The sequence below is a fragment of the Candidatus Phycosocius spiralis genome, from assembly GCF_030158815.1.
GTDB classification, from domain to species: domain Bacteria; phylum Pseudomonadota; class Alphaproteobacteria; order Caulobacterales; family Aquidulcibacteraceae; genus Aquidulcibacter; species Aquidulcibacter spiralis.
On the sequence record NZ_BPFZ01000010.1, the window covers coordinates 1 to 21,545 of the forward strand.

Below are 21,545 nucleotides of genomic sequence, written 5' to 3' on the forward strand. Positions count from 1 at the left end.
ATGTAGAAGGAAATTTTTTACTGAACATTTAATCAATTCAAAGACACAATCCTTAAGGTTTGGATCAGTTGATATTCTTGGTGGGGATACACACATTAACATTCCAATGATAAACTAAAAATTGGATGGGAAATCAAGCTACTCGTTACGATACAATAATGGGTTCTTGGCTAACTTGATAAACTTCAACTCAAAAGTCCGTTTCACCGTACCCACTCTTACTTTGGACTGAAAACATTGACAGAGCACAATCACCTTTGTCCAGATCGGCCTCAGTTTCAGATAGAAGTTCTTAAACATTTGGCATCGAAGTCGCGTCGGATTGACGATACCACACGTTCGCGCCGTGTTCTTGCTGCGGTCCTAGATGAGTGGGCACAATTTGGTATAACCCAAGCTCAAGTGTCGAGAATTGCCAAGCGGGCAGGTGTTTCAACAGCAACCCTTTATCGCTTATTCCCAGACCGATGCGCACTTTTTCGACAAGCAATTCAATTCGGGCATGATATTCTCTTTGAAGTCCTCACCGATTGTCCAGCACACCCCAATCCTATCCGCCAATTGGTGGAAATGGTGACCCGCCACGGCGAAATCATGAATGAACATTACGTCCAGCAATTGTTCATTAGCCAAATTCTGTTGCTTCTCAATACCGAAATGTTGGAGGTGACGCGTGATTTGCTGGTTACATCTCAACAAAGGGTCAAGAATTATTGGTATGACGTCTTAAGTGATTTGATTAAAAGGGATTTGATTCAAGGTACTAGCCTTGAAGACCTGCGCTTGCGCTTGATTGGAACGATTCAAGCCAAAACCTTGGGCTGGTTCCTTCAAGGGCATACTCGCAACGCCCCTAATCAAGGATGGCGGCGTGAGGCAAAGTTCATGGTCCAGAACTTCTTCAAGCTTTATGCCACCAAAAAATTTGTGGTCAGTGCAGCACGCTTTAACTGGGAATGGGAGCTTAAAGAGTGTGGCCACAGTGATGATTATTTTAAGACCCTTCCTGGACAAGCGATTAAGGGTACCGACGCGTTGGAGGTCAATTACTCTTTAATGGGCATGATGGACCCCCACCTAATGGACACCCAATGTGTTGACGATTTTTTTCACCGCGAAATCACAAATTTGTTGGTTAAAAAGGGCAATCGCTTAGATGTCACCCACCGCAAAGTCCGCATCATCGCTGCTTGCTTAGATGAATCTTTGACCCATGGTCACCATGCACTCTCGATTCCAGCCGTGGCCCGACGGGCCGGGGTTTCAACGGCGACTTTGTATAAATTATTTCCTGACGACAAAACCTTATACGATGAAAGCTATGCTTTGGGACAGAGATTATATCTCTGTTGGCTCTCTGAGGATATTGCCCATCCAAACCCGATGTATCGACTTTCCGCACTCTTGGCACGTCGCATCGAAACTTTTACCAGACCCAGCGCCTTGAGGGGGGTATCTGCGCTCATGTGCGCAAATGCTTCGCGAAGCGATCGGTTGGCAGCCCATGTTGCACGTTCTGATGGGCAATGCGAAAAGCAATGGCGTCAGCATTTTGAGAGGTTAAAGAGTGAAGGTTATATCACAGGTGAAGTCGGATGGCCAATGTTCCAAGCTTGGTGGGGACCAGTCGAATGCAAATCCTATTATAAGCTTTTCACCACAGGCGAACTCCCAACGCCGCGTAACTCATGGTTTGAAGAATGTTGGCGATGTTTGGATGACTTTATGGCGATTTACGCCACCCCCCATTTCCATGCCACGCGCAAGAAGCTGAATTGGGACGCCGATTTGATCGCTTATCACACAGATGAAAGTGCTGACATAGCTGCTTGTGGATAGTTCTTGATGCCCTATCAGGGAATAGACTTAACCAATCTGGCCAGCCAAACGTTTGGCCGCCCGATCATGTCCAATCAAAACAAATAGATTATTCATCTCTGGCCCGTGGTCTAGGCCGGTTAGGGCCTTACGCAAGGGCATGAATAGGGATTTACCCTTTGCCCCAGTTTTCAGTTTAACAGCTTCGATAAAGCTTGACCATGAGGTTTCATCAAAGGGGCCTGACGGCAATAAGCGCAACGCCGTTTCGGCAAACGCCAAATCCTCAATATGAGGCTCAATCGGACCTTCGACCACTTTAGCCCAAGTTAAAACATCGTCAAATCGGGTCAGATTACCCCGAACTGCCAGCCAGAAAGCTTCCCCAAGATCACAACCAAGCGCAGCTAGACGATGCTTTATGCTGGTGTAGCTCGACATCTGTAAGAGTTGCGCATCTATACGCTTCACATCTTGGGGATCAAACCGTGCAGGTGCACGGCCAATCTTTGAACAATCAAACCCTGCCACCAACGCATCTAAGCTTTCAACCGCTTCCACCGGGTCTGAAGTGCCAATACGCGCCATCAGAGATAAAACCGCTAAGGGTGCCACCCCTTGATCTCGCAAACTTTCCACCGAAAGTGAACCAATACGCTTGGAAAGCGTTTCCCCATCCGCACCTACTAATAATGGGAAATGCCCAAACTCTGGCCGTAATCCCCCAGTTAAAGCCTCAAAAATTTCCGCTTGTGCCCCTGTATTGGTTACATGATCTTCCCCACGGATGACATGGGTAACCCCAAGATCCACATCATCGACTACTGAGGGAAGTGTATAGAGATAAGCCCCATCCTCGCGGATCAGAATTGGATCTGACATTGAGCTAGTATCCACGGTTTGGGAACCGCGGATCAAATCCTGCCAAGCGACGCGCTTACCTGAGAGCTTAAACCGCCAATGGGGCTTTCGGCCTTGTTTTTCAAACTCAGCGCGCTCGGCTTGGCTCTGAGATAAGGCCGCCCGGTCATAAATGGGTGGGAATTTGCGCGATAGCGCGATCTTGCGTTTACGGTCGAGTTCCTCCTCAGTTTCATAACAAGGATATAATAATCCAGCTGCGATCAGTTTGTCGCGGGCTTGATCATAAATCCCATAACGCTCTGACTGGCGTGCCAGCTCATCCCAGTTCAAGCCAAGCCAAGTCAGATCGGTGAAAATCCCGTTTTCATAAGCCTTTGTGGAGCGCGCAGTATCGGTGTCATCGATGCGCAGCAAAAAAGACCCGCCCTTTTGGCGCGCAAATAACCAATTGCGCAGTGCGGTAATCACATTACCAACATGAAGTTTACCGGTTGGAGACGGCGCAAATCTAACTTTCATTCTGTTATCCTGTTCACTTCGACTTAGCAGCCAAGCACCCAAGACGCGAGGGGTAAATGTGTACCCAGTTACACTTTCAGCCCGCGATAAAAATTTCAGTTTCCTATAGACGCCATGGCAGAACAGAGTTAGAACATTTTAACTTTGTTCGTGTAGCGTTCACGTGCCATCACAGAAATTCTGACGTTTGACGTCCAGTGACTGGAAAGTGAAAGGGGAAATGAACGGGGCTGATGAAAAGGGAAATTGAATGAGGAAATTGATATGCTAACCTCTAAACAGCGCGAACTGTTATTATATATTCATGAAAGACTGAAGGAAACGGGAGTTTCTCCTTCCTTTGATGAAATGAAAGATGCACTCGATTTGGCGTCCAAGTCTGGCATTCATCGCCTGATCACTGCCTTGGAGGAACGCGGGTTTTTGCGCCGTCTTGCCCATCGCGCCCGCGCACTTGAAGTGCTCAAATTACCAGACAGTGCCACCACCGCTGCCCCACCTAAAGGCAGGCAGCCGTTTTTACCCCAAGTGGTAGGTACACCATCTCCTCGGTCCGAAGCGAAAGAGCCGACGCGCGCGGCCAATGATATCCCAGTGTTAGGCCGGATCGCAGCTGGGGTTCCTATTGCCGCGATTCAATATGAAATTGATCGGATTGCAGCCCCTGATCGTCTCGATCCTACCTTGCATTTTGCCCTCGAAGTGAAGGGCGACTCGATGATAGATGCTGGCATTTTAGAAGGCGATTTTGTAATCATTCGCCGCAGCCCAGATGCCCAATCGGGTGAAATTGTTGTGGCTTTGGTCGATGAAGAAGAAGCAACCCTCAAACGCTTGCGGCGCAGGGGTCAATCTATCGCGCTTGAAGCGGCCAATCCGCGCTATGAAACCCGCATTTTCGGGCCCGACCGCATCAAGGTCCAAGGTGTGCTTGCGGGTCTCTATCGGCGTTATTGAGTTTATTGTCTCATTGATTCACGCACAAGTTTAGGGCCTGGGATCATGTCTTTATCTTGTTGGGATGATAAGATTTAAGCATGGCATTAAGTCCCGCGTGCAGGGATTTACAAGCTAAGGGACATGCTCCCCGTTCACGGGGGGCTAACGCGATAGGCAACTGAGGGAGAATAGGGGTGCAAAGCTCAGCACGAAACCTCTAGGCTCCTTATTCATCGCTTTGCAGCAAAAAGTGGCCGTGCAATGCAGCGATTGGGTCTGCTCGGTCAAACTGCCAGGCTTCGACACGCACATTGGCGATCCTGCGGCCTAATTTGGTTACATGGGCGCGGGCATAAGTAGGGTTGGGCTTGCCAGAGCGCAAATAATCAATCGATATATCAATAATTTTGGGTACCTTTTTAGCATTGTGCACTAAAAAAATCTGCGCCACGGCGGTGAGTTCCATTAAGGCACCAACAACGCCCCCATGAAGTGCTGGCAGTAAAGGGTTACCAATTAGACTGTCCTTGAAAGGCAGAATAACTGTGAGTTCATCCCCTTTGAGTTCAACTTCCACACCAAGGAATTTGGCATAGGGTACAGCTTCAAAGAGAGCGCGTAGGGCTGTTTGATCACTATGTGTAGGGGCTGATGATGGATTGCTCATGATGCAGGCTTCTGATTATGTCCCTTATGGCCAGAAGTCCCCATGATAAAGGTGGCCTGGGCTGCGGCCACGGGGTCCTTCTCTTCTGGACTATCAAAGGCAAAGGCGCGGACAAATGCGATGGTTTTGCTCATGTGGTAACAATGCGCATGTGCTCGCAGGGTTGCCCCCTTTTTGGCTGGACGCATATAATCTATGCGCAAATCCAAGGTTGCAGCAGCCGTTGGCTCGCTTAGGGCTGCAAATGCTGCTACCCCGCAGGTGTTATCCAACAAAGTTGTGACCACTCCCGATGCAATTACCCCAGTTTCAAGATCGCCTACAAGCTCTTCGCGCCAATCAACTTCTACCACAGCGCGGGCCTCTTCAATCGAGACCACAACCAACCCCAAAGCCTGTGCTTGAGGGGTGCCCGCCATCAACATCGCGCCATTAGAAGCCAGTTGTTTCCATAAAGGGGTTTTATCGTCCATGGTTTCTTCATAGGCAGATGTACAGGATTTGAAAACGTGGCATTACAGGGCAATGCCCCGCCTCTTGGAGTAATTGAAATGATTCCAGTAAGCCACCCACTATCTGAACGTGCAGCTTTGTTTGTGAGGCTTTGGGTTGGTCTCATCATCGGTCTGATAGTTGCTTTTTTGGTGGATGACAAAGGCTTGAAGATTTCAGAGTCTGTATTGTCGGCAGACTGGCAGGATGTCTTGGCACAGTGTTTAGTGCTGGTTGCCTTTATAATCTGTGCGGGCGCAAGCGTGATGCGTCGGGTAAGTCTTGCTATCTGGACAGCCTTGTCTGCAGCTTTGCTGCTCCTCATACTCTGGCATATACGGATTTATTCGGGTGATCGTAATTCCAGCGAATTGCAATTCATCCTGATTGTGCTGGCCCTTGTCTTCATTGCCAATGAATTGGTGTCCAGTGCCGATCAGGCCCGCAAGCCCTTTGCGCCTTATGAGCTTTATTTCGATGAGGCTTGGAAGCGTGGCGCGCAATTGATTTTGGCCATTGGATTTACCCTCTTATTCTGGGGCATTTTGTGGATGGGTGCCGCCCTCTTGGGCTTTATCGGCTTCAATTGGCTCGAAGAATTATTGAAGAATGTGTTTTTCGCCTTCCCGGTCACAGGGCTCGCCTTTGCCAGCGCGGTACATTTGGGTGATATCCAACCCAAGCTTTTAGTCAATGTTCGTGGTCTCGCTTTGGGCGTTTTGGCTTGGTTATTACCGGTCATTACATTGATCGGGACGATCTTTGGCATCAGTCTGGCGTTTAGTGGCTTGCAGCCCTTGTGGGATACCAAGGCGGCAACGGTCACGCTTTTGGGGGCGTGCATCGGCTTTGTTCTCTTGATCAATGCGGCTTTTCAACAAGACGAAACGGACCACAAGGTGCACGTGGTCTTAAAGTGGAGCGTGAAGCTCGCCGCCCTCCTGCTCTTAGTATTCGCCATGTTGGCCGCTTGGAGCCTTGGGCTACGGATCAACCAATATGGCCTCACGATTGATCGCACCTTTGCTGGTATGGTCGTGGTCATCGCTCTGGCGTATGGCATTGGCTATAGCACCGCGGTCTTTTGGCGCGGGCCATGGATGGAGCTTCTAAAGCCGCTCAATATCGGCTTGGCGGTGTTCAAATGCATCGTCTTCATCGCCATACTAACCCCACTTGCCGCGCCAGCCCGCTTGAGTGTGGACAATCAAGTTAAGCGATTGACGTCAGGCGTCACTAAACCTGATACGTTTGATTGGGGGTTCTTGCGTTATGACACCGGCACGTATGGCACAAAGGCAATCGACCAGCTGATCCAATCGCCTAATGCAACCATTGCCAAAATGGCAGCTCATGCAAAAGCAGAGAAAATGGATGTCCGGCACGCCCTTTTTGGCGACAATGACTTATCGCAGGCACAGCGCCCTGATTTGTCCAAGCTGGAGGTTGTATTACCTAAGGGTGCGGCTTTGCCAGCCAGTTTTGTGGCGGAGAATTTCAACAAAGAGGTGGAGGACTTCGTACCGGATTGCCTTGTCAGGAAACCAAAGGATGATCCATGGACCTGCAAGGCCGCGATGCTCGACTTGGATGGCGATGCCCAACCAGAAGTCCTGATCATGACACCTTCTGGAGACGTTACCGCCTTCAAGCAATGGAGGAACAAATGGGTTCTTATTCGCGGCAATGTCGACCCAAGCCAAAAACTTGCGACCGAAAGTTTCAAGAAAGCTGACATACGTGTCGTCAACCCACTTTTCAAGGATGTGATGATTGGCGAAACACGGGTTCAATTTTTGGCAAAACATCGTTCGCCAGATATCATCTTAGATGCGAATCCTCCCCCGCCAACCGCACCCAAGGCCCAATCTAAAAAACCTGCAGCACAAGCCCCTTCAAAGCCATAGCTAACAGCTTTATGCACGGGCTAAAGCAGTAAGGAGAGGTACAAGATGAGCACGCGCACCGAAACCGATACTTTTGGACCCATTAAGGTGGCTTCTGACCGCTATTGGGGTGCGCAAGCGCAGCGCTCATTGGACAATTTCAAGATTGGCTGGGAAAAGCAGCCTTTATCGATCGTCAAAGCGCTTGGCATCGTCAAGCGCGCGTCGGCGCAAGCCAATATGAAGCTGGGCAAGCTGGATCAAAGTCTGGGCGGCGTCATCGTTCAAGCGGCTCAAGAGGTGATTGACGGCAAGCTGAATGAGCATTTTCCCTTGGTGGTTTGGCAAACGGGCTCTGGCACTCAGTCCAATATGAATGCCAATGAAGTCATCTCCAACCGCGCTATTGAAATGATGGGTGGCGAGATGGGCACAAAAAAGCCCGTTCACCCCAATGACCATGTCAATATGAGCCAAAGCTCCAACGACACGTTCCCGACCGCGATGCATATTGCTTGCGCAGTTGAGGTCACCCACCACCTTCTGCCTGCCCTCACCCATTTGCACACCGCCTTGGATGCCAAAGCCAAGAACTGGGCGCATATCATCAAGATCGGCCGCACCCACACCCAAGATGCAACCCCGGTCACGCTTGGCCAGGAGTTTTCAGGCTATGCCAAGCAGATTGAAAATGGCATTGCGCGCATCAAGCTGACACTGCCAGCTTTGATGGAATTGGCCCAAGGCGGTACTGCCGTCGGCACGGGTCTTGCCTCCCCCATCGGCTTTGCAGAGGCGGTGGCGCAAGAGATTGCGGACCTAACAGGCCTGCCCTTTACCAGCGCGCCTAATAAGTTTGAAGCGCTCGCTGCCCATGACGCCATGGTCTTTACCCATGGCGCGATCACCACCGTGGCGATGAGCTGTTTTAAGATCGCCAATGATATTCGCTTCTTAGGCTCTGGCCCGCGCGCGGGCTTGGGAGAGCTCGCTTTGCCCGAAAATGAACCCGGAAGCTCCATCATGCCCGGCAAGGTCAACCCGACCCAGTGCGAAGCCTTAACCCAAGTGTGCGCGCATATTCTGGGCAATAATGCCGCCATCGCTTTTGCAGGCAGCCAAGGCCATTTTGAACTCAATGTGTTCAACCCGATGATGGCCTATAATTTTCTCCAATCGGTCCAACTTTTGGGCGACGCGGCGGTCAGCTTTACGGATAATTGCGTGGTGGGGATTGAGCCACGCCTCGATAATATCGCGATGGGCCTCGCCAATTCCTTGATGCTGGTCACCCCGCTCAAAGAAAAATACGGCTATGACCTCGCCGCCAAAGTCGCCAAGACCGCGCATAAGAACGGCACCACCCTGCGCGAAGAAGCTATCGCTTTGGGCATCAGTGGCGAAGACTTTGACGCCATCGTGCGGCCTGAATTAATGATTGGGCCGGGTTGAGGAGATTTTGATGGACAAATTGTACATCGCATGAGAGTTTATGCGCATGACACATGCGCATAAAAATCTCAAACGCCAAGCCGTCAATGTAAGCCTTCCTGCCGAATTAGTTCACAATGCGCGGCGCTTAAGTGTGAACATTTCAGCGGTGGCGGAAGCAGCTTTAGCCAAAACGGTGCAAGATGTTGAGTTTCAAGCGTGGAGTTCGGCCAATAAAGGCGGCTTTGAAGCGCTCAATGAGCTAATTGAGCACGAGGGCCTTCCGCTCAAACGGCTACGTCTTTTCTAATCATGAAGAGATTTGAGATTTGGAAACTTGCTGCGGTCGATCAAATAGAGCAGCTCGTCGTCGTTCTTCAATCAGAGCGGGTTGATCAAATTAGAAGTATCATTGTCGCACCGCTTCGGCCCGCCCAGGCTAATCTCGAGATCGAAAAACTTATGCCGCAGATCGCCGTCTTGGGAAAACCTTATGTCGTCTTAACGCCCTTGCTAAGTGCGGTTGACCGCCGGGAACTTGTTGAAAAAATCGACCATGCGGGCGCGTTTGACTATGAAATTATGGCCGCACTGGATCGCTTGTTCACCGGCCTCTAACCCTAAACCCACGCCTCCACCAATTCCTTCAAGATATCCAAGGGCACAAAGCCGCTACCCAGCACGATGACGTGGAATGTCTTGATGTCACAGCGGTTACCCAGACGGCGCTGGGCTTCGGCGCGCAGGCGTAAAATCTCCATCTGGCCAATCATATAGGCTGTGGCTTGGCCAGGCATAACACTATAGCGGTTGATGTCGCCGGTGGCACTTTCAAGATCGCCTGGCTGATTGGCCAAGATGTAATTGATCGCCTGCTCCTTCGGCCAGCGCTTGGCATGTAGGCCCGTATCGACCACCACACGAATGTCGCGGCGCAGCTTTAGGACTTGTCGGCCATATTCTAGTCAAAATAGCTTTCAAACAAAGCGTTGAGTGGCGCAGAAGCCTCTTGCGCCGATGCTGGTAAAGCAATGCCGCCATGACCAAGGGTGGCAGATCCAGTGGCTAAACGCGTACGGCGAGAAATCATGATGGAAGCCTTTCTTTGGGTCGAAGCTATAAGTCTGACAGGGCAGCGCGCAGGGCCATTAAATCCAATGGTAATTCGCTTTGAAAGCTCATCCGCTCACTGGTGGCTGGGTGGGTAAAGGCCAGCATTTCGGCGTGGAGCGCTTGGCGCTTCAACTGCGCCGTCTCTGGCAAAGCCGATTGGAGCGCGCGGGCGGCTTTGGTATCGCCATAGACCTGATCGCCAATCAAGGGCACACCAAGATGGGCCATGTGGACGCGGATTTGATGGGTGCGTCCGCTTTCTAGGACGCAGATCATTTCCGTAGCTGCGGCTCCTGCGTTTCCCTGCAAGCCAATACCAAATCGGGTTACGATTTCATAATTGGTCGCGGCGGTCTTTCCGGCCTTGGCTGTTTCAGGCACCACCGCCATGCGCTTGCGGTCGCGTGGGTCACGCGCTAGCCGCGCGTCAATGCGGCCTGTTTTGCCCCAAGGGGATTTGGGCTGGCCAACGCCAAAGGCCCTGTAACGCCGTGCAATCGTACGATCTTGAAACTGGCGTCCCAAGGAAGACAGCGCAAACTCGCTTTTGCAGACGACCATAACCCCGGACGTATCCATATCCAAGCGGTGCACAATGCCAGGCCGCCCCGTCGCACCTACATGTTTTAGGCTTTCCCCCGCATGCCAAAGCACCGCATTGACCAAGGTTCCCGTCCAATTCCCCGGTGCGGGATGCACCGACAGGCCCGCTGGCTTATCGACCACTAGAACGTGAGCATCTTCATAGAGGATCGACAGGGGGATGTTTTCGGGCTGGGGTTCTGCGGGTTCTGGCGGAGGAACCAATAGACGATAATGCGCCCCTGCCTTCACTTTCGCAGAAACGTTTAATTCCTTGACCCCATCGCGGTAGACGCGCGCCGCCTCAATCAGATGCTTCAAACGCGAGCGGGACAAGGCTGGAAATTGCTCGGACAGGAATTTGTCCAACCGCTCCCCGGCGGCCTCTTGGGGAACCACTACATCGTGGTGATGTGCACCAAGGGTTAAGGCCTCGCCGTCATCTAATTCGCCTAAGTCTTCCTCATCCATGGCCGGGAAAGCTATGGCGCACGAAAATCAAGCGTCGTCCAACCAGCAAACCAGATTGTCACGGAATAGGCCGCAACGTTCTGGCGCACACTGGCTTTATCGACATTGGCCATAATATCATCCGGTGTGTGATGGATCTGGAAATAGCGGCTCGCATCTTGGTTGAGGTCCATGACCGGTACACCCAGAGGCGCTAAAGGGCCAATGTCTGAGTGGCCTGTTGCTCTGCCCGCGCCGCGCTCGATGCCTAAGGGTGCGAGGGTTGTCGCAATCGCGTCTTGGATCGGTGCAGCCGCCGGACCAAAGCCAAACTCGGCTTGATAGATTTTACCATCCCCTGAATCGGATTCCGCCGCAAACACATAGCTTGCGGCTTTTTCTTTCAGGTTTTGGGCGTGATAATTGCCACCCAAAAGACCCACTTCTTCGGCGCCATACCAGATCACGCGAATCGAGCGCTTAGGCGGGCCAGCAACGTCAATCGCGGTCAAAACCGCGGCAGTCACAATGCCACAACCAATACCATCATCAAGTGCCCCCGTACCCAAATCCCAGGAATCCAAATGGCAGCCCAAAACCACATATTCATCTGGGCGCTCGGTTCCGCGAATATCTGCGATCACATTGCCGGACAGGGCTTCGGGAACTTGGGCCGTCTCAATGTTCATGTGCACGCGCGTTGGGCCTTTGGCAAGGATGGCAGCTAATTGGGTGGCATCCGCATTGGCAAGGATCAGAACCGGCAGATTGCCTTGTTCCCCGCGCCGCCCCTGCCCGACATGAACTTCGCGCTGAGATGTGCCAGCCGAGCGTACAAGACAGCCAATGGCACCTTTTTCAGAAGCCACCAGCGCACAATTGCGCCGCTTTTCAACCGCCACACCATAGCCGCTACCATCCTTGGTCACGGGCATGATATCATCAACAAAGGCGATTTTCCCAGCCAACATATGTGGGCTGGCGGCGCGTAGTGCGGCCATATTGTCAAAGCGTATGACTTCGCCTTCTATGCCGCCAACTGGGGTAGACGGGCTGCCACCTGGGGCATGAACTTCCAACCTTTGTGCGTGTGGTCCTAAAATTTGCGCCGATTCAGACACCCTCGACCAAGCGGTCATTGTAAAGGGCTCAACGCGAACGTTCTTAAAGCCCTCTTTGGTAAGCCGCTCCACCGCCCAAGCCCGCGCGCGCGCTTCTGCCTCTGTCCCAGCTAAACGAGGCCCAATGTCGGTTGTAAGATCGGCGGTGATGGTCATAGCGCGCTCATCCTTCATCGCGGCGGCGATTAAGGCTTTAGCGGGCGGAACGGGAATTACAGGCTTGGCTAAAGCGAGCGCGGGGAGCGCAAGACTTAAAGAGATCAAGGCAATCATTTTATCGGTGCGCATCACTACCCCATATCGCGATCATTAGGCCACTTAGGCCTGACCCCAACATGGATGCAAGATTTTTTCCAGCGAGCAGTTCACTGCGCTTGAAAAGCTAGTTCAAAGCGATTGCCTGACGGTTCAGGCCGGGCTTGAGGATGAAGCGCGTTGATTCTGGCTTAGGCGGTCCAAGATTGGCTTTGGCATTATTAGAAAAGGCATAAGGCTCACTTGGGATCCCGATCAGATTGGTGTCAAGCTTTTGATTGCCATTGGTATCGCGAAACGCCCGCACGTAGCACACCTCCCCCGCCAGACGATCTGGGAATTTCAGCGTGACTTGCGGCCCCAATACGGGTTCAACTAGCCCAATGGGCGCGCTTTTGTTGCCCCTATCTTCACAAACCAATTGCGCAAAAACGCGCCCTTTTTGTTGGGAAAAGCCGCTAAAAATAAATTCAACACGTGCAGGTTCAGGGGCTGGGTTGGCCCATACTACAGGCACAAATACCAAAGAGGCTAGAAGGGAAATCCTAGAGAGAGGTACGAAAAAAGAACGCATGACCATATCCTTGAACAATCATTGGACGACAAAGGGTTTCCGGCCAATCCATTAGCCAAACAAAAATGCATACATGGTCCGTCCGGGAATAAATGTAAAAGCGCCTGCGATACAAAGTCCCCAATAAAGCCCGCGCATGGTCTTAAGATGGTTCTCGATATTGCCTTGGCGCGCATACCAAATGGCGCGTGGCAGGCTGATCATCGTCCAGATCGACAAAATATGGATCAAACCGAACTGGCCCAGCATGGGGGCAAAGCTCTTGATAAAAAAGCTCGACAATGCGGTGGTCACCATAGCGACGGCCCAAACCCGCCCCATCGCCTTATGGCCCGGCGTGCCCTTTGGCCCATAAAGAACGATACCGCCTAGAAGAAGCGCACTGGTCGCGCCGGTTATATGGACCATAGTGACCCAAGGCAGGCGGGCAAACACGCTAAAATCGGGCGCTTTGATCGCATAGCTTTGGCTGAAAATCCAAGCCCAGACACCGGGGCCAAAAAAAGAAAGCGCGACGATGACGACCCCGATACCAAAGGCTGGACCGACAAATGGGTGGATGAGCTGAATGAGCCGTGCCCAAGGCGCTGGCGAAGAACCTGCGGATGGGGTGGTTTGGGTGTCAGAAAATTGGGTCACGTATTGGGTCTCCAAGGCTTGTTTTGCCTGATGTAGTCAGGGCTTGGCGGTTGGCGTAGGATGTCGTTAGAACCATCATTCCTTGGACGCACGCCTCATTACGTGGAGAAACTGGCTTTATGCGCGAACCACCAAGCCGCGCCATTGACGACGCGCCAATCACCAGCGGATCGCCGTTTTCACTCAGTTTTGAGACTGTGCGCGGCTATGGAATTGCCGGTGCCTTAGCCTGTGTACTGGCAGTTTCAGGTGCGTTTGAGACAAGCGAGTTGCCGCTTTGGATGCGCTTTGCCTATTGGGTGCCGGTGATGATGGCCGGGGCAGTGATTGGCGGTTTGATCAGCTGGAAACTGATCGCCATTGAGCGGTGGGCGCGCTCCCCATTTTTAACGTGGGCAGTTTTGAGTGTTTTAGTGGCCATCCCCATGACCCTAGTGGTGTGGGCCATTACGGGCATGGCATTTCAAGGCTCCTTAAAGCTGCAACGCCTGCCTAATTTCATTGTGCCCGTAACCCTGATTTCAGCCTTTATGGCCGGCGTTATCAGCTTCACCCATCAAGCCCCGCGGGAAACCCATGCAAGATCTGACCACGCCGATGGCCCTATTAACACCAATTCCGTCCGCTTTTTGGAGCGCCTACCCATGGCGCTGCGCGGTGCCACACTTTATGCGGTGTCGAGTGAAGATCATTATCTGCGCATCCATAGCTCACGCGGGAGTGATTTGATCTTGATGCGCCTCAGCGATGCGATTTTAGAGCTTGAAGGAATTGAAGGCGCGCAAGTGCATCGCTCTTGGTGGGTTGCGCGAAATGCCATCACCAGCGTTGAGCGCAGCGACGGTAGAGCCACCTTCACCCTACCCAACGGCATCCAAGCCCCCGTCAGCCGCACCTATGCAAAGGCCCTGCGCGAGATGGGTTGGTATTAGGGGTGGCGCTTATGCCGCTAAAGGATAGGCCTTGACCAAGAAGGATACCGGGATGCCCCATTTGGCGGAAATCGTGCGGATCATCGACAGGCTAAGGGCGCGCTTGCGGTTGAGTGTTTCACTTGCGCGGCTGGGTGAGCCCAAAATCGCTGCTAAATCAGACTGCTGATAGCCGTTCAAATCCATGTGTGCGATCAAAGCTTCAATCGGATCAAGGGGTAAAGTCGGCCAAACTTGAGCTTCATAGGCTTGCACAAGGATCGCCAAAGCTTCCAATTCATCGCCCTCTGGCGTGCCATAGCTCGCCGCCCACAACGCGTCAATGCGCGCCAAGGCTTGCTCATAATCGGCTTTGGTTCGTACAGGCCTTAACACAGCACCCTGGGTCATCATTTCAACCTCAAAACTGCGACACCGTCGCCGCATCAATCTTATCATAAGCGGCGTGGGTGCCGACGAAATTCACAAACGCGATCCCACAGGACCAATTAAACGCCATAATCACCAAAAACTGGCCACCTGCCACTTCAAACCGAAACCGATCCCCCGTGACTTGCTTGGCTTTGGACACTTGGGCCACCACATCCGCAAGGCTTTGCCAATGCGCGGCCTCCACCAAACCGATTAAATAGTGCAAACTGGAACGCGCATTTGGATGCGCCATCCCAATTTCCAACAATGACTTTCGTGCGATCAATCGCATGGATACCCACTATTCCCAAATTGGGAAATTTGTCAAGCCGGATGCGGAGATTTGTAGGACCTGCATATCTTAGTTACACAACAGTGAGCTGGACCAAGGGTGCATACATGGCCCTGCCCGACTTCCTTATGACATAGATCAAAGTAACAAGGTTGCATTCCAGCCATGGAATGCACCACGTTGCGACCACACGCCTAAGCTTGGTAGACAAGCCCATAGTCGTTGCATTCTCAACCGAAACGCGTTGTACCGATAGGAGTAGGCTTCGACTAAAAATTGTTTCCGATGAGCAGTTCAAGTGGAATGAAGGCGCACTTTAACCGGCGATCAAAGACGGATAAATAAAAGCAAGCGTGAATCGGCCGATAAAAATAAGTGTAAGCAAAGGGAACATCCATTTAACAAAGATTTTTTCTGGGGTTAAAATATTGTGTTCTCGGTCTTCACCGTTTTGTTCTGCTGCGATAATATACTTAAGTGCTCTGGGACGGTGAATAAACAACACATAGAGATATATAAGCACCATAGGAGGTAAATGGCTTAGAGTGGCTGGTTCTGGTTCCCCTACCGATATGCTAAGAAGTAAGAAAAAAGGACTTAGGAGAGAAATAATTATGTAAATTACAGGTACTGTAATAAACATGAAGGTCTTTTGCTCAAACATCTTCATAAAAGTCCCCCTCCATTCCTTAAGAACTTTTTAAATCTATTGAACGAAACAACGAAGGTTTTATACTAGCGTAAAGATCCTAAGGATAAGAATCTCATCCGTCAATCCGGGTTCACCAATAATAACCACGGGAAGCGCCCACGCCAATAAGACCAACCACTCCGATCGTCGACATACGCGCGGCCTCTGTCGCAACAAACAATCGGGCAAACTGCGCGACTGTCATGCCTGCTTTGATTTGTGGAATTATAATCGAGACATTGTAACCTACGGCTGCTGTAAGGGCACAAGCCCACTCGAATTCTTCTCGACTGGACCCATCGCCATCCAAATCTCGACCTTGCATGGCTTCCCAAACTGCAATGGCAGCCTTTTGGAAATCAATTCTTTCTATTCGTTGACCGTTTTGGTTTAATGGAACCCACGTTTCTGTGAGGGCTGGTTCTTGATAATCATTGAAGGGTAGGTTCCTCCACATGTTGCCCCCACCGTTTAACGTCCGTCTGGCAGTCACTGTGATACGGTCCACGTCCATACCCCCACTCACAAACTCCAACTCCTCCATCGTCAATGCACGCATAATCCAATCTCCCTGTCCGGTTTTACCTGCCAGACCGCCTCAGTGCGACTGACTTCCCCATAGCACATATACGAAGTTGACAGAGCCGGGGGGGGGGGATGTCAAGTAGGAAAAGAACGTCTGTGTGATTTTTCTGTGAAGGCGTATCGCGGTTAGATTTGCAGGGCATCGGCCTATGCGCTAGCGGGAAATTTGAACCCACCCCCTAATACCCCAACCGCCCACTCAGCGTCCCAATCAAGTCCACCACCGCTTCACCAATCACCGTGCCGGGCAAATAGACGGCACTCGCCCCCATTTGTTTGAGGATGGGGACATCATCAGGAGGGATGACGCCGCCGATGACGATCATGATGTCGCTGCGACCTTGCGCTGAGAGAGCTTGGCGCAAGGCGGGCAATAAGGTGAGGTGCCCTGCGGCGAGTGACGAGAAGCCGATGACATGGACGTTGTTTTCCACTGCTTGGCGTGCTGCTTCTTCTGGCGTGGCAAATAGAGGGCCGATATCGACGTCAAAGCCCAGATCTTTAAAGGCCGCCGCAATCACTTTTTGCCCACGGTCATGGCCATCTTGACCCAATTTAGCGACCAGAATTTTAGGCGGCCGCCCGTCGGCTTGTTTAAAGGCTTCAACCACTTTACGGGCCTCAATTATGGTGGCATCTTTGGGATCGGCTTCGCGCAAATAAACCCCCGAATTGACGCGGATTTCGGCCTGATGGCGGCCAAACACATCTTCCAAAGCCAAACTTATTTCCCCCACCGTGGCCTTCACCCGGGCCGCTTTGATCGCTAGGTCCAAAAGGTTACCCGATCCATCACGCGCGGCGGCCGTTAAAGCTGCGCAAGCCGCATCGACTTCGGCTTGGTTACGTTCGGCTTTGAGGCGTTTGAGCTTTGCCAGTTGCTTCATCCGCACAGCCGTATTATCAACTTTAAGGACGGGCACGTCTTCGGCCTCATCGAGAGGGAATTTATTGACCCCGACCACGGTTTGCATGCCGGTATCGATGCGGGCTTGCGTTTTGGCGGCGGCTTCTTCAATGCGAAGTTTCGGAACGCCTTGCTCAATGGCTTTGGCCATGCCCCCCAAGGCTTCAATCTCTTCAATATGGGCCCAAGCGCGCTCCGCCAAATCAGCAGTCAAACGCTCCACATAATAGCTGCCGCCCCACGGGTCGATTGGGCGGCAAAAGCCCGCTTCTTCTTGCAGCACAAGTTGGGTATTGCGCGCGATGCGGGCTGAATAATCAGTCGGCAAAGCCAAGGCTTCGTCCAAGCTATTGGTATGCAGGCTTTGGGTGTGGCCATGGGTGGCGGCCATCGCCTCGACACAGGTGCGCACCGCATTATTAAACACGTCTTGCGCGGTGAGGCTCCAGCCCGACGTCTGACTATGGGCGCGCAACACCAGTGATTTCTCGCTTTTAGGTTTAAACTGGTTGACCAATCGCGCCCATAAGGCACGTGCAGCGCGCAACTTCGCCACTTCCATAAAGAAGTTCATGCCAATGGCCCAAAAAAACGATAGACGGGGTGCAAAGGCATCGATATCAAGCCCGGCTTTTAAGCCTGCGCGGATATAATCAAGCCCATCTGCCAAAGTATAAGCCAGCTCTAAATCCGCACTCGCCCCAGCTTCTTGCATATGATAGCCCGATATCGAGATCGAATTGAATTTAGGCAAATGCTGGCTGGTATAAGCAAAAATATCTGAAATGATCTTCATGCTGGGGCCAGGTGGATAGATATAAGTGTTGCGCACCATAAATTCTTTGAGAATGTCATTTTGAATGGTGCCAGAAAGCTGATGGGGAGCCACACCCTGCTCTTCTGCTGCCACCACATAAAGCGCCAAGATCGGCAAAACTGCGCCATTCATCGTCATCGACACGCTGATTTGATCAAGCGGGATTGCATCAAATAAGGTGCGCATATCCAAAATAGAATCAATAGCGACACCCGCCATCCCAACATCGCCAGCTACACGCGGATGATCGCTGTCATAGCCGCGGTGGGTCGCTAAATCGAAGGCAATGGAGAGGCCCCTTTGCCCTGACGCAAGGTTACGCCGATAAAAAGAATTGGATTCCTCGGCGGTCGAGAAACCCGCATATTGGCGAATGGTCCAAGGCTGTTGCACATACATGGTGGGATAGGGTCCACGTATCGTCGGCGCGATCCCGGGAAGCCCGCCCAAATGGTCCAGCCCCGCCAAATCCTGTGGGTTATAAACAGGCTTGACCAGAACATCCTCTGGCGTGCGCCACGGCGGTTTTGCTTTCATGTCTTGAGCCTTGGTACCCAAGTTAGGCAGGCCCAAATCAAGCTGGGTGAAATCGGGAAGTTTGCTCATGGCCCTGCTTCCCCTTCCAACATTTTGATCGCATGGGTCAGTTCGGCAATAAGATCTGTGCCGACAAAGATGTTCCGATCAATGCCCGGCCCCGCAAACTTCCCTGCCAGCCAAACCTGCTTGGCACCGGCCGCTTTAAGGGCTGCTGCGACCATGCTTGCTTGGCTCTCATAGCTTTCATCGGTTCCACATAGGCATACAAATGAAGCACCACTGGCCTTAAAGGCGTCTACAAGGGCTGTGTGGTCCTGATAGGCGCTCTCCACCCCCAAGGCTTTAATGCCGCCTGCTTCAAATACACCACGCGCGAACCCGGCCCGAGCAGCGAAGCTTGCAAGCTTGCCCAAAGTGGCCAGAAAAATGGTGGGGGAAAGTTGGTCTGCGCGGTCACGCAACGCTTCAAAATCAGCGGCCAAGCGCATCGGCTCGATTGCCCCTTTTAGGGGTGTTGCCGGGGCTGGTAAGTCAGTTTGGACAGGGAGCTGGGGTAAGGTTTCTTCCAAATTGGCAAAGACGCTGATGCCAATCAGCGCCGTTTTGCGTTTAGCTATGGCCTGCAGGCGGGCGGCTCTGGCCTTCTCAACCCAGCCTTGCACCAAGCCATGATCGAGCGCTTTTTCAAGGCCGCCTGCCCGCTCAATCTCTTGGAAAAGTGGCCATGCCGCATTCGCCAGATCATCGGCCAAAGCTTCAATCGCCCATGCCCCGCCAGCAGGATCGGTTACCCGGCCGACATGGGCCTCTTCTTGTAACAGCACTTGTGTATTGCGCGCGATACGTCGGGCGGTTTCATCGGCTAACCCCAGTGCGCTGGTATAAGGCAACACGGTAATGATGTCCGCGCCGCCGACTGCACCCGCAAAGCAGGCGCATGTGGCGCGCATTATATTAGTCCATGGGTCGCGCTTGGTTTGCATCCGGGCCGAAGTTACAGCCTGCAAACGCATAGCGCCTTTGGTACCGCAAGCATCAAGCACCCGCCCCCACAGGCGCCGCGCCGCGCGCAGCTTAGCCATTTCGAGCACGACGTCTGGCCCGATTGAAAGCGTGAACAATAAAGTCTGGTTGATAACCGACGGACCTAAACCCATCGCCTCGCCAGCGCGGACATGCTCTAGGCCAGAGGCGATCAGCACGGCCAATTCCTGCGCCATCGTACCACCACCTTCGTGGATAGGGCGGGCATCAGCGCGTAGACAACTTGCTAATGGAAACACGCCTTGAACTTCGGCTACAAAGCCAGCACAAGAGGCTAAACTACAACCAACTTGCCCAGTCATGCGGGCCGCTAAGGGATCGAGATTAAAAGCCAATTTGGCCGTAGCACGCCTATCTTCTGATACAACTTCCGCTAGCGCCCAAGCCACGCCCAAGGGGTCATCCGGCGCATCCACAGCGACGCTCGCCACATCCGTCAAAATGCCTTGTATCAATCGCTGACAATCGACGACCGACCGCGCAACTACCCCACATTGACCACGTGGGTCAATCTTGAACTCAATGGAAGAAACACCACGATCTAGATCTCGTAAGGCCACTTGATTAGCCGCCGCAGGTTCGGGATCGGTCACGACTTGTCGAATGTCCCAAGGCAAGTAAGGGTCACGTGATAGCTCAGGTCCGCGGATAAAGGGCGCAACACCCGCCTGTCCGCTCAACAAACTTGGGTCAGGACAATCTTTGGACGTATAAAGAGGGCGAAGATCCAAGCCTTCGTCTGTTTTTCTGATCAGACGGTCCAGAGAACCACCTTTGAGGGCTTTTTCGGCGAGCACAAGCCATTGTTCAAAGTCAGGTTCGTCAAACCCAGTAGCGAGGTGGAAAGGGCTGGTCATGAAAAGCAAGTGCAGGCATGCGCCCACTCAGTCAAGCCCTGACAGATAAGTTCTCTTGGACAAGTACTTCTTGACAAGCTCTTCTTGGCAAGACACACGAGGTAAAGCTCTATCGTGCGGTGGATATCAGTCGCACTAAATCAGCTTGGCGGCGCAGGCCCAATTTTGCCAATAACCCCTTTATCTGGCTCTTAACAGTCGCAACAGAGGTTTTGCGGATGGCCGCAATTTCATCAATCATGCGGGCTTGCGCCAATAGGGTGGCAATATTGGCTTCAGACTTGGTGAGGCCCGCGAAAACCTGCAAACCCGTCACAGTCGACATTTCGTCTTGCGCTGTCTTGGGTAATAAAATGGTGACATAATTACCCAGCTCTAGATCACATTTGACCATGCGCACAATATCAATCACCCAACCATCCAAAGTGCGCAACGGGACTGATACGTGCCTGCCTTGATAGCCCGCGTAAAGTACCCCCAAACCAGCATGCAGATCGATGAGGCTGCGAGCTGTAAAAGCACTTAGCTTACCCTCTGTTACCCGCAAGGTCGTTGAAGCTTCAACACGGCGTGCCCATTTTGACGTACCAGTGATGATCAAACCAGTTTGGTCCACGATGACAGCATGTACACCCGCTAGCTCCAAACTAGCCAAGAACGCCTTTTGCCGAGCTTTTCGTATCTTTTCTGCCTTAGCATCGAGCGGGTCATTCTTATGACAAGGTTGCGCCACCAATGGCGGCGGGTTGTCAATCGCCTCAATCGCCCAACCTAAGCCTATGGGCTGATCGCTCTGATCCGTCATGTGTACATCCAAGAAAGAACCATGCTCATGGGCATAGTTGTATTTGGCAAACAACTCCACAGGTTCAAACTGTATGTATTCAAACGGCTCCTCACCTTTAAAGTCTTTGGCGCTCATGTTTATCCCCAAAAGTCCTTGAGTTAATGTGCTGGGGCTTCACACTAAAGTCCAATAAAAATAGCAATTAACATGAGATAAGATGCTGACTAACTTCATTGTCATGGCCAAAACTGCACCAATAGGTTGTAATCTAACTTTAGTGTCTTTTTCGGTAGAGTTAGATTGAAGCCAATTGGCGATCTGTAAACTTCGAA

At 52.1% G+C, this 21,545-nt stretch carries 22 protein-coding genes and 1 pseudogene; 7 read left to right on the forward strand and 16 right to left on the reverse strand.

Annotated features, from left to right (window positions below; genetic code table 11):
• Nucleotides 1-237 precede the first annotated feature (237 nt).
• Entirely contained in the window at nucleotides 238-1,839 is a 1,602-nt protein-coding gene (locus tag PsB1_RS08160) for a TetR/AcrR family transcriptional regulator (RefSeq protein ID WP_284360366.1), read from the forward strand.
• A gap of 27 nt (nucleotides 1,840-1,866) precedes the next feature.
• Here the strand turns inward: PsB1_RS08160 and gltX are convergent, their stop codons facing one another.
• Nucleotides 1,867-3,201 carry a glutamate--tRNA ligase gene (gltX, locus tag PsB1_RS08165; protein ID WP_284360367.1) on the reverse strand — a complete coding sequence of 445 codons (1,335 nt, stop codon included), beginning with the start codon at nucleotides 3,199-3,201 and terminating at the stop codon, nucleotides 1,867-1,869.
• 264 nt (nucleotides 3,202-3,465) lie between these two features.
• Here gltX and lexA point away from each other — a divergent pair, with 264 nt between their 5' ends.
• Entirely contained in the window at nucleotides 3,466-4,158 is a 693-nt protein-coding gene (lexA, locus tag PsB1_RS08170; RefSeq protein ID WP_284360368.1) for a transcriptional repressor LexA, read from the forward strand.
• Between the two features lie 208 nt (nucleotides 4,159-4,366).
• Here lexA and PsB1_RS08175 read toward each other — a convergent pair whose 3' ends face one another.
• Nucleotides 4,367-4,807 (reverse strand): PaaI family thioesterase, encoded by a 441-nt coding sequence (locus PsB1_RS08175; RefSeq protein ID WP_284360369.1) that lies wholly within the window; start codon nucleotides 4,805-4,807, stop codon nucleotides 4,367-4,369.
• Complete coding sequence (locus PsB1_RS08180; RefSeq protein ID WP_284360370.1) at nucleotides 4,804-5,280, reverse strand: PaaI family thioesterase; 477 nt, start codon at nucleotides 5,278-5,280, stop codon at nucleotides 4,804-4,806. Before PsB1_RS08180 ends, PsB1_RS08175 begins: the two co-directional genes overlap by 4 nt.
• A gap of 78 nt (nucleotides 5,281-5,358) precedes the next feature.
• Between PsB1_RS08180 and PsB1_RS08185 the strand changes: the two genes are divergently transcribed.
• From PsB1_RS08185 to PsB1_RS08200, 4 genes are read left to right on the forward strand one after another with little or no spacing between them, the layout of a single operon-like run.
• The gene (locus PsB1_RS08185) at nucleotides 5,359-7,206 is read left to right on the forward strand and encodes a DUF4153 domain-containing protein (protein WP_284360371.1); all 1,848 of its coding nucleotides are present in this window, start codon (nucleotides 5,359-5,361) and stop codon (nucleotides 7,204-7,206) included.
• 45 nt (nucleotides 7,207-7,251) lie between these two features.
• A complete protein-coding gene (fumC, locus tag PsB1_RS08190) occupies nucleotides 7,252-8,637 on the forward strand; it encodes a class II fumarate hydratase (protein WP_284360372.1) in 1,386 nt (461 codons plus the stop codon).
• A 46-nt stretch (nucleotides 8,638-8,683) separates the two neighbouring features.
• A complete protein-coding gene (locus PsB1_RS08195; protein ID WP_284360374.1) occupies nucleotides 8,684-8,926 on the forward strand; it encodes a type II toxin-antitoxin system CcdA family antitoxin in 243 nt (80 codons plus the stop codon).
• A 2-nt stretch (nucleotides 8,927-8,928) separates the two neighbouring features.
• The gene (locus PsB1_RS08200; protein ID WP_284360375.1) at nucleotides 8,929-9,234 is read left to right on the forward strand and encodes a CcdB family protein; all 306 of its coding nucleotides are present in this window, start codon (nucleotides 8,929-8,931) and stop codon (nucleotides 9,232-9,234) included.
• Nucleotides 9,235-9,236: 2 nt separating this feature from the next.
• Here PsB1_RS08200 and PsB1_RS08205 read toward each other — a convergent pair.
• The 6 genes and pseudogenes from PsB1_RS08205 to PsB1_RS08230 form a co-directional block, all read right to left on the reverse strand.
• Nucleotides 9,237-9,563, reverse strand: a pseudogene (locus PsB1_RS08205) (DUF885 family protein); the annotation flags it as partial.
• Between the two features lie 14 nt (nucleotides 9,564-9,577).
• Nucleotides 9,578-9,706: a hypothetical protein gene (locus tag PsB1_RS08210; RefSeq protein ID WP_284360377.1), complete on the reverse strand. Its 129-nt coding sequence runs from the start codon at nucleotides 9,704-9,706 to the stop codon at nucleotides 9,578-9,580.
• Nucleotides 9,707-9,732: 26 nt separating this feature from the next.
• Nucleotides 9,733-10,782 carry an RluA family pseudouridine synthase gene (locus PsB1_RS08215; RefSeq protein ID WP_284360378.1) on the reverse strand — a complete coding sequence of 350 codons (1,050 nt, stop codon included), beginning with the start codon at nucleotides 10,780-10,782 and terminating at the stop codon, nucleotides 9,733-9,735.
• Nucleotides 10,783-10,793: 11 nt separating this feature from the next.
• Complete coding sequence (locus PsB1_RS08220) at nucleotides 10,794-12,170, reverse strand: M28 family peptidase (protein WP_284360379.1); 1,377 nt, start codon at nucleotides 12,168-12,170, stop codon at nucleotides 10,794-10,796.
• Nucleotides 12,171-12,264: 94 nt separating this feature from the next.
• On the reverse strand, nucleotides 12,265-12,711 hold the full coding sequence (locus PsB1_RS08225; protein ID WP_284360381.1) for a DUF2141 domain-containing protein: 447 nt from the start codon (nucleotides 12,709-12,711) through the stop codon (nucleotides 12,265-12,267).
• 51 nt (nucleotides 12,712-12,762) lie between these two features.
• On the reverse strand, nucleotides 12,763-13,350 hold the full coding sequence (locus PsB1_RS08230; protein ID WP_284360382.1) for a DUF2306 domain-containing protein: 588 nt from the start codon (nucleotides 13,348-13,350) through the stop codon (nucleotides 12,763-12,765).
• 119 nt (nucleotides 13,351-13,469) lie between these two features.
• Between PsB1_RS08230 and PsB1_RS08235 the strand changes: the two genes are divergently transcribed.
• Nucleotides 13,470-14,282, forward strand: a complete 813-nt coding sequence (locus tag PsB1_RS08235) for a LytTR family DNA-binding domain-containing protein (RefSeq protein ID WP_284360383.1) — start codon at nucleotides 13,470-13,472, stop codon at nucleotides 14,280-14,282.
• Between the two features lie 9 nt (nucleotides 14,283-14,291).
• On the opposite strand, the gene PsB1_RS08240 is transcribed toward PsB1_RS08235, so the two are convergent.
• The 7 genes from PsB1_RS08240 to PsB1_RS08270 form a co-directional block, all read right to left on the reverse strand.
• Nucleotides 14,292-14,708, reverse strand: a complete 417-nt coding sequence (locus PsB1_RS08240) for a helix-turn-helix domain-containing protein (protein ID WP_284360384.1) — start codon at nucleotides 14,706-14,708, stop codon at nucleotides 14,292-14,294.
• A complete protein-coding gene (locus PsB1_RS08245; RefSeq protein ID WP_284360386.1) occupies nucleotides 14,683-14,946 on the reverse strand; it encodes a type II toxin-antitoxin system HigB family toxin in 264 nt (87 codons plus the stop codon). The genes PsB1_RS08240 and PsB1_RS08245 overlap by 26 nt, the downstream gene beginning before the upstream one ends.
• A gap of 355 nt (nucleotides 14,947-15,301) precedes the next feature.
• Nucleotides 15,302-15,655, reverse strand: a complete 354-nt coding sequence (locus PsB1_RS08250; RefSeq protein WP_284360387.1) for a hypothetical protein — start codon at nucleotides 15,653-15,655, stop codon at nucleotides 15,302-15,304.
• A gap of 112 nt (nucleotides 15,656-15,767) precedes the next feature.
• The gene (locus PsB1_RS08255; RefSeq protein ID WP_284360389.1) at nucleotides 15,768-16,235 is read right to left on the reverse strand and encodes an EF-hand domain-containing protein; all 468 of its coding nucleotides are present in this window, start codon (nucleotides 16,233-16,235) and stop codon (nucleotides 15,768-15,770) included.
• 205 nt (nucleotides 16,236-16,440) lie between these two features.
• Complete coding sequence (gene scpA / locus PsB1_RS08260) at nucleotides 16,441-18,591, reverse strand: methylmalonyl-CoA mutase (RefSeq protein WP_284360391.1); 2,151 nt, start codon at nucleotides 18,589-18,591, stop codon at nucleotides 16,441-16,443.
• The gene (locus tag PsB1_RS08265) at nucleotides 18,588-20,426 is read right to left on the reverse strand and encodes a methylmalonyl-CoA mutase subunit beta (protein ID WP_284360392.1); all 1,839 of its coding nucleotides are present in this window, start codon (nucleotides 20,424-20,426) and stop codon (nucleotides 18,588-18,590) included. Before PsB1_RS08265 ends, scpA begins: the two co-directional genes overlap by 4 nt.
• A 109-nt stretch (nucleotides 20,427-20,535) precedes the next feature.
• A complete protein-coding gene (locus tag PsB1_RS08270) occupies nucleotides 20,536-21,348 on the reverse strand; it encodes a helix-turn-helix transcriptional regulator (protein ID WP_284360394.1) in 813 nt (270 codons plus the stop codon).
• Between the last annotated feature and the right edge of the window lie 197 nt (nucleotides 21,349-21,545).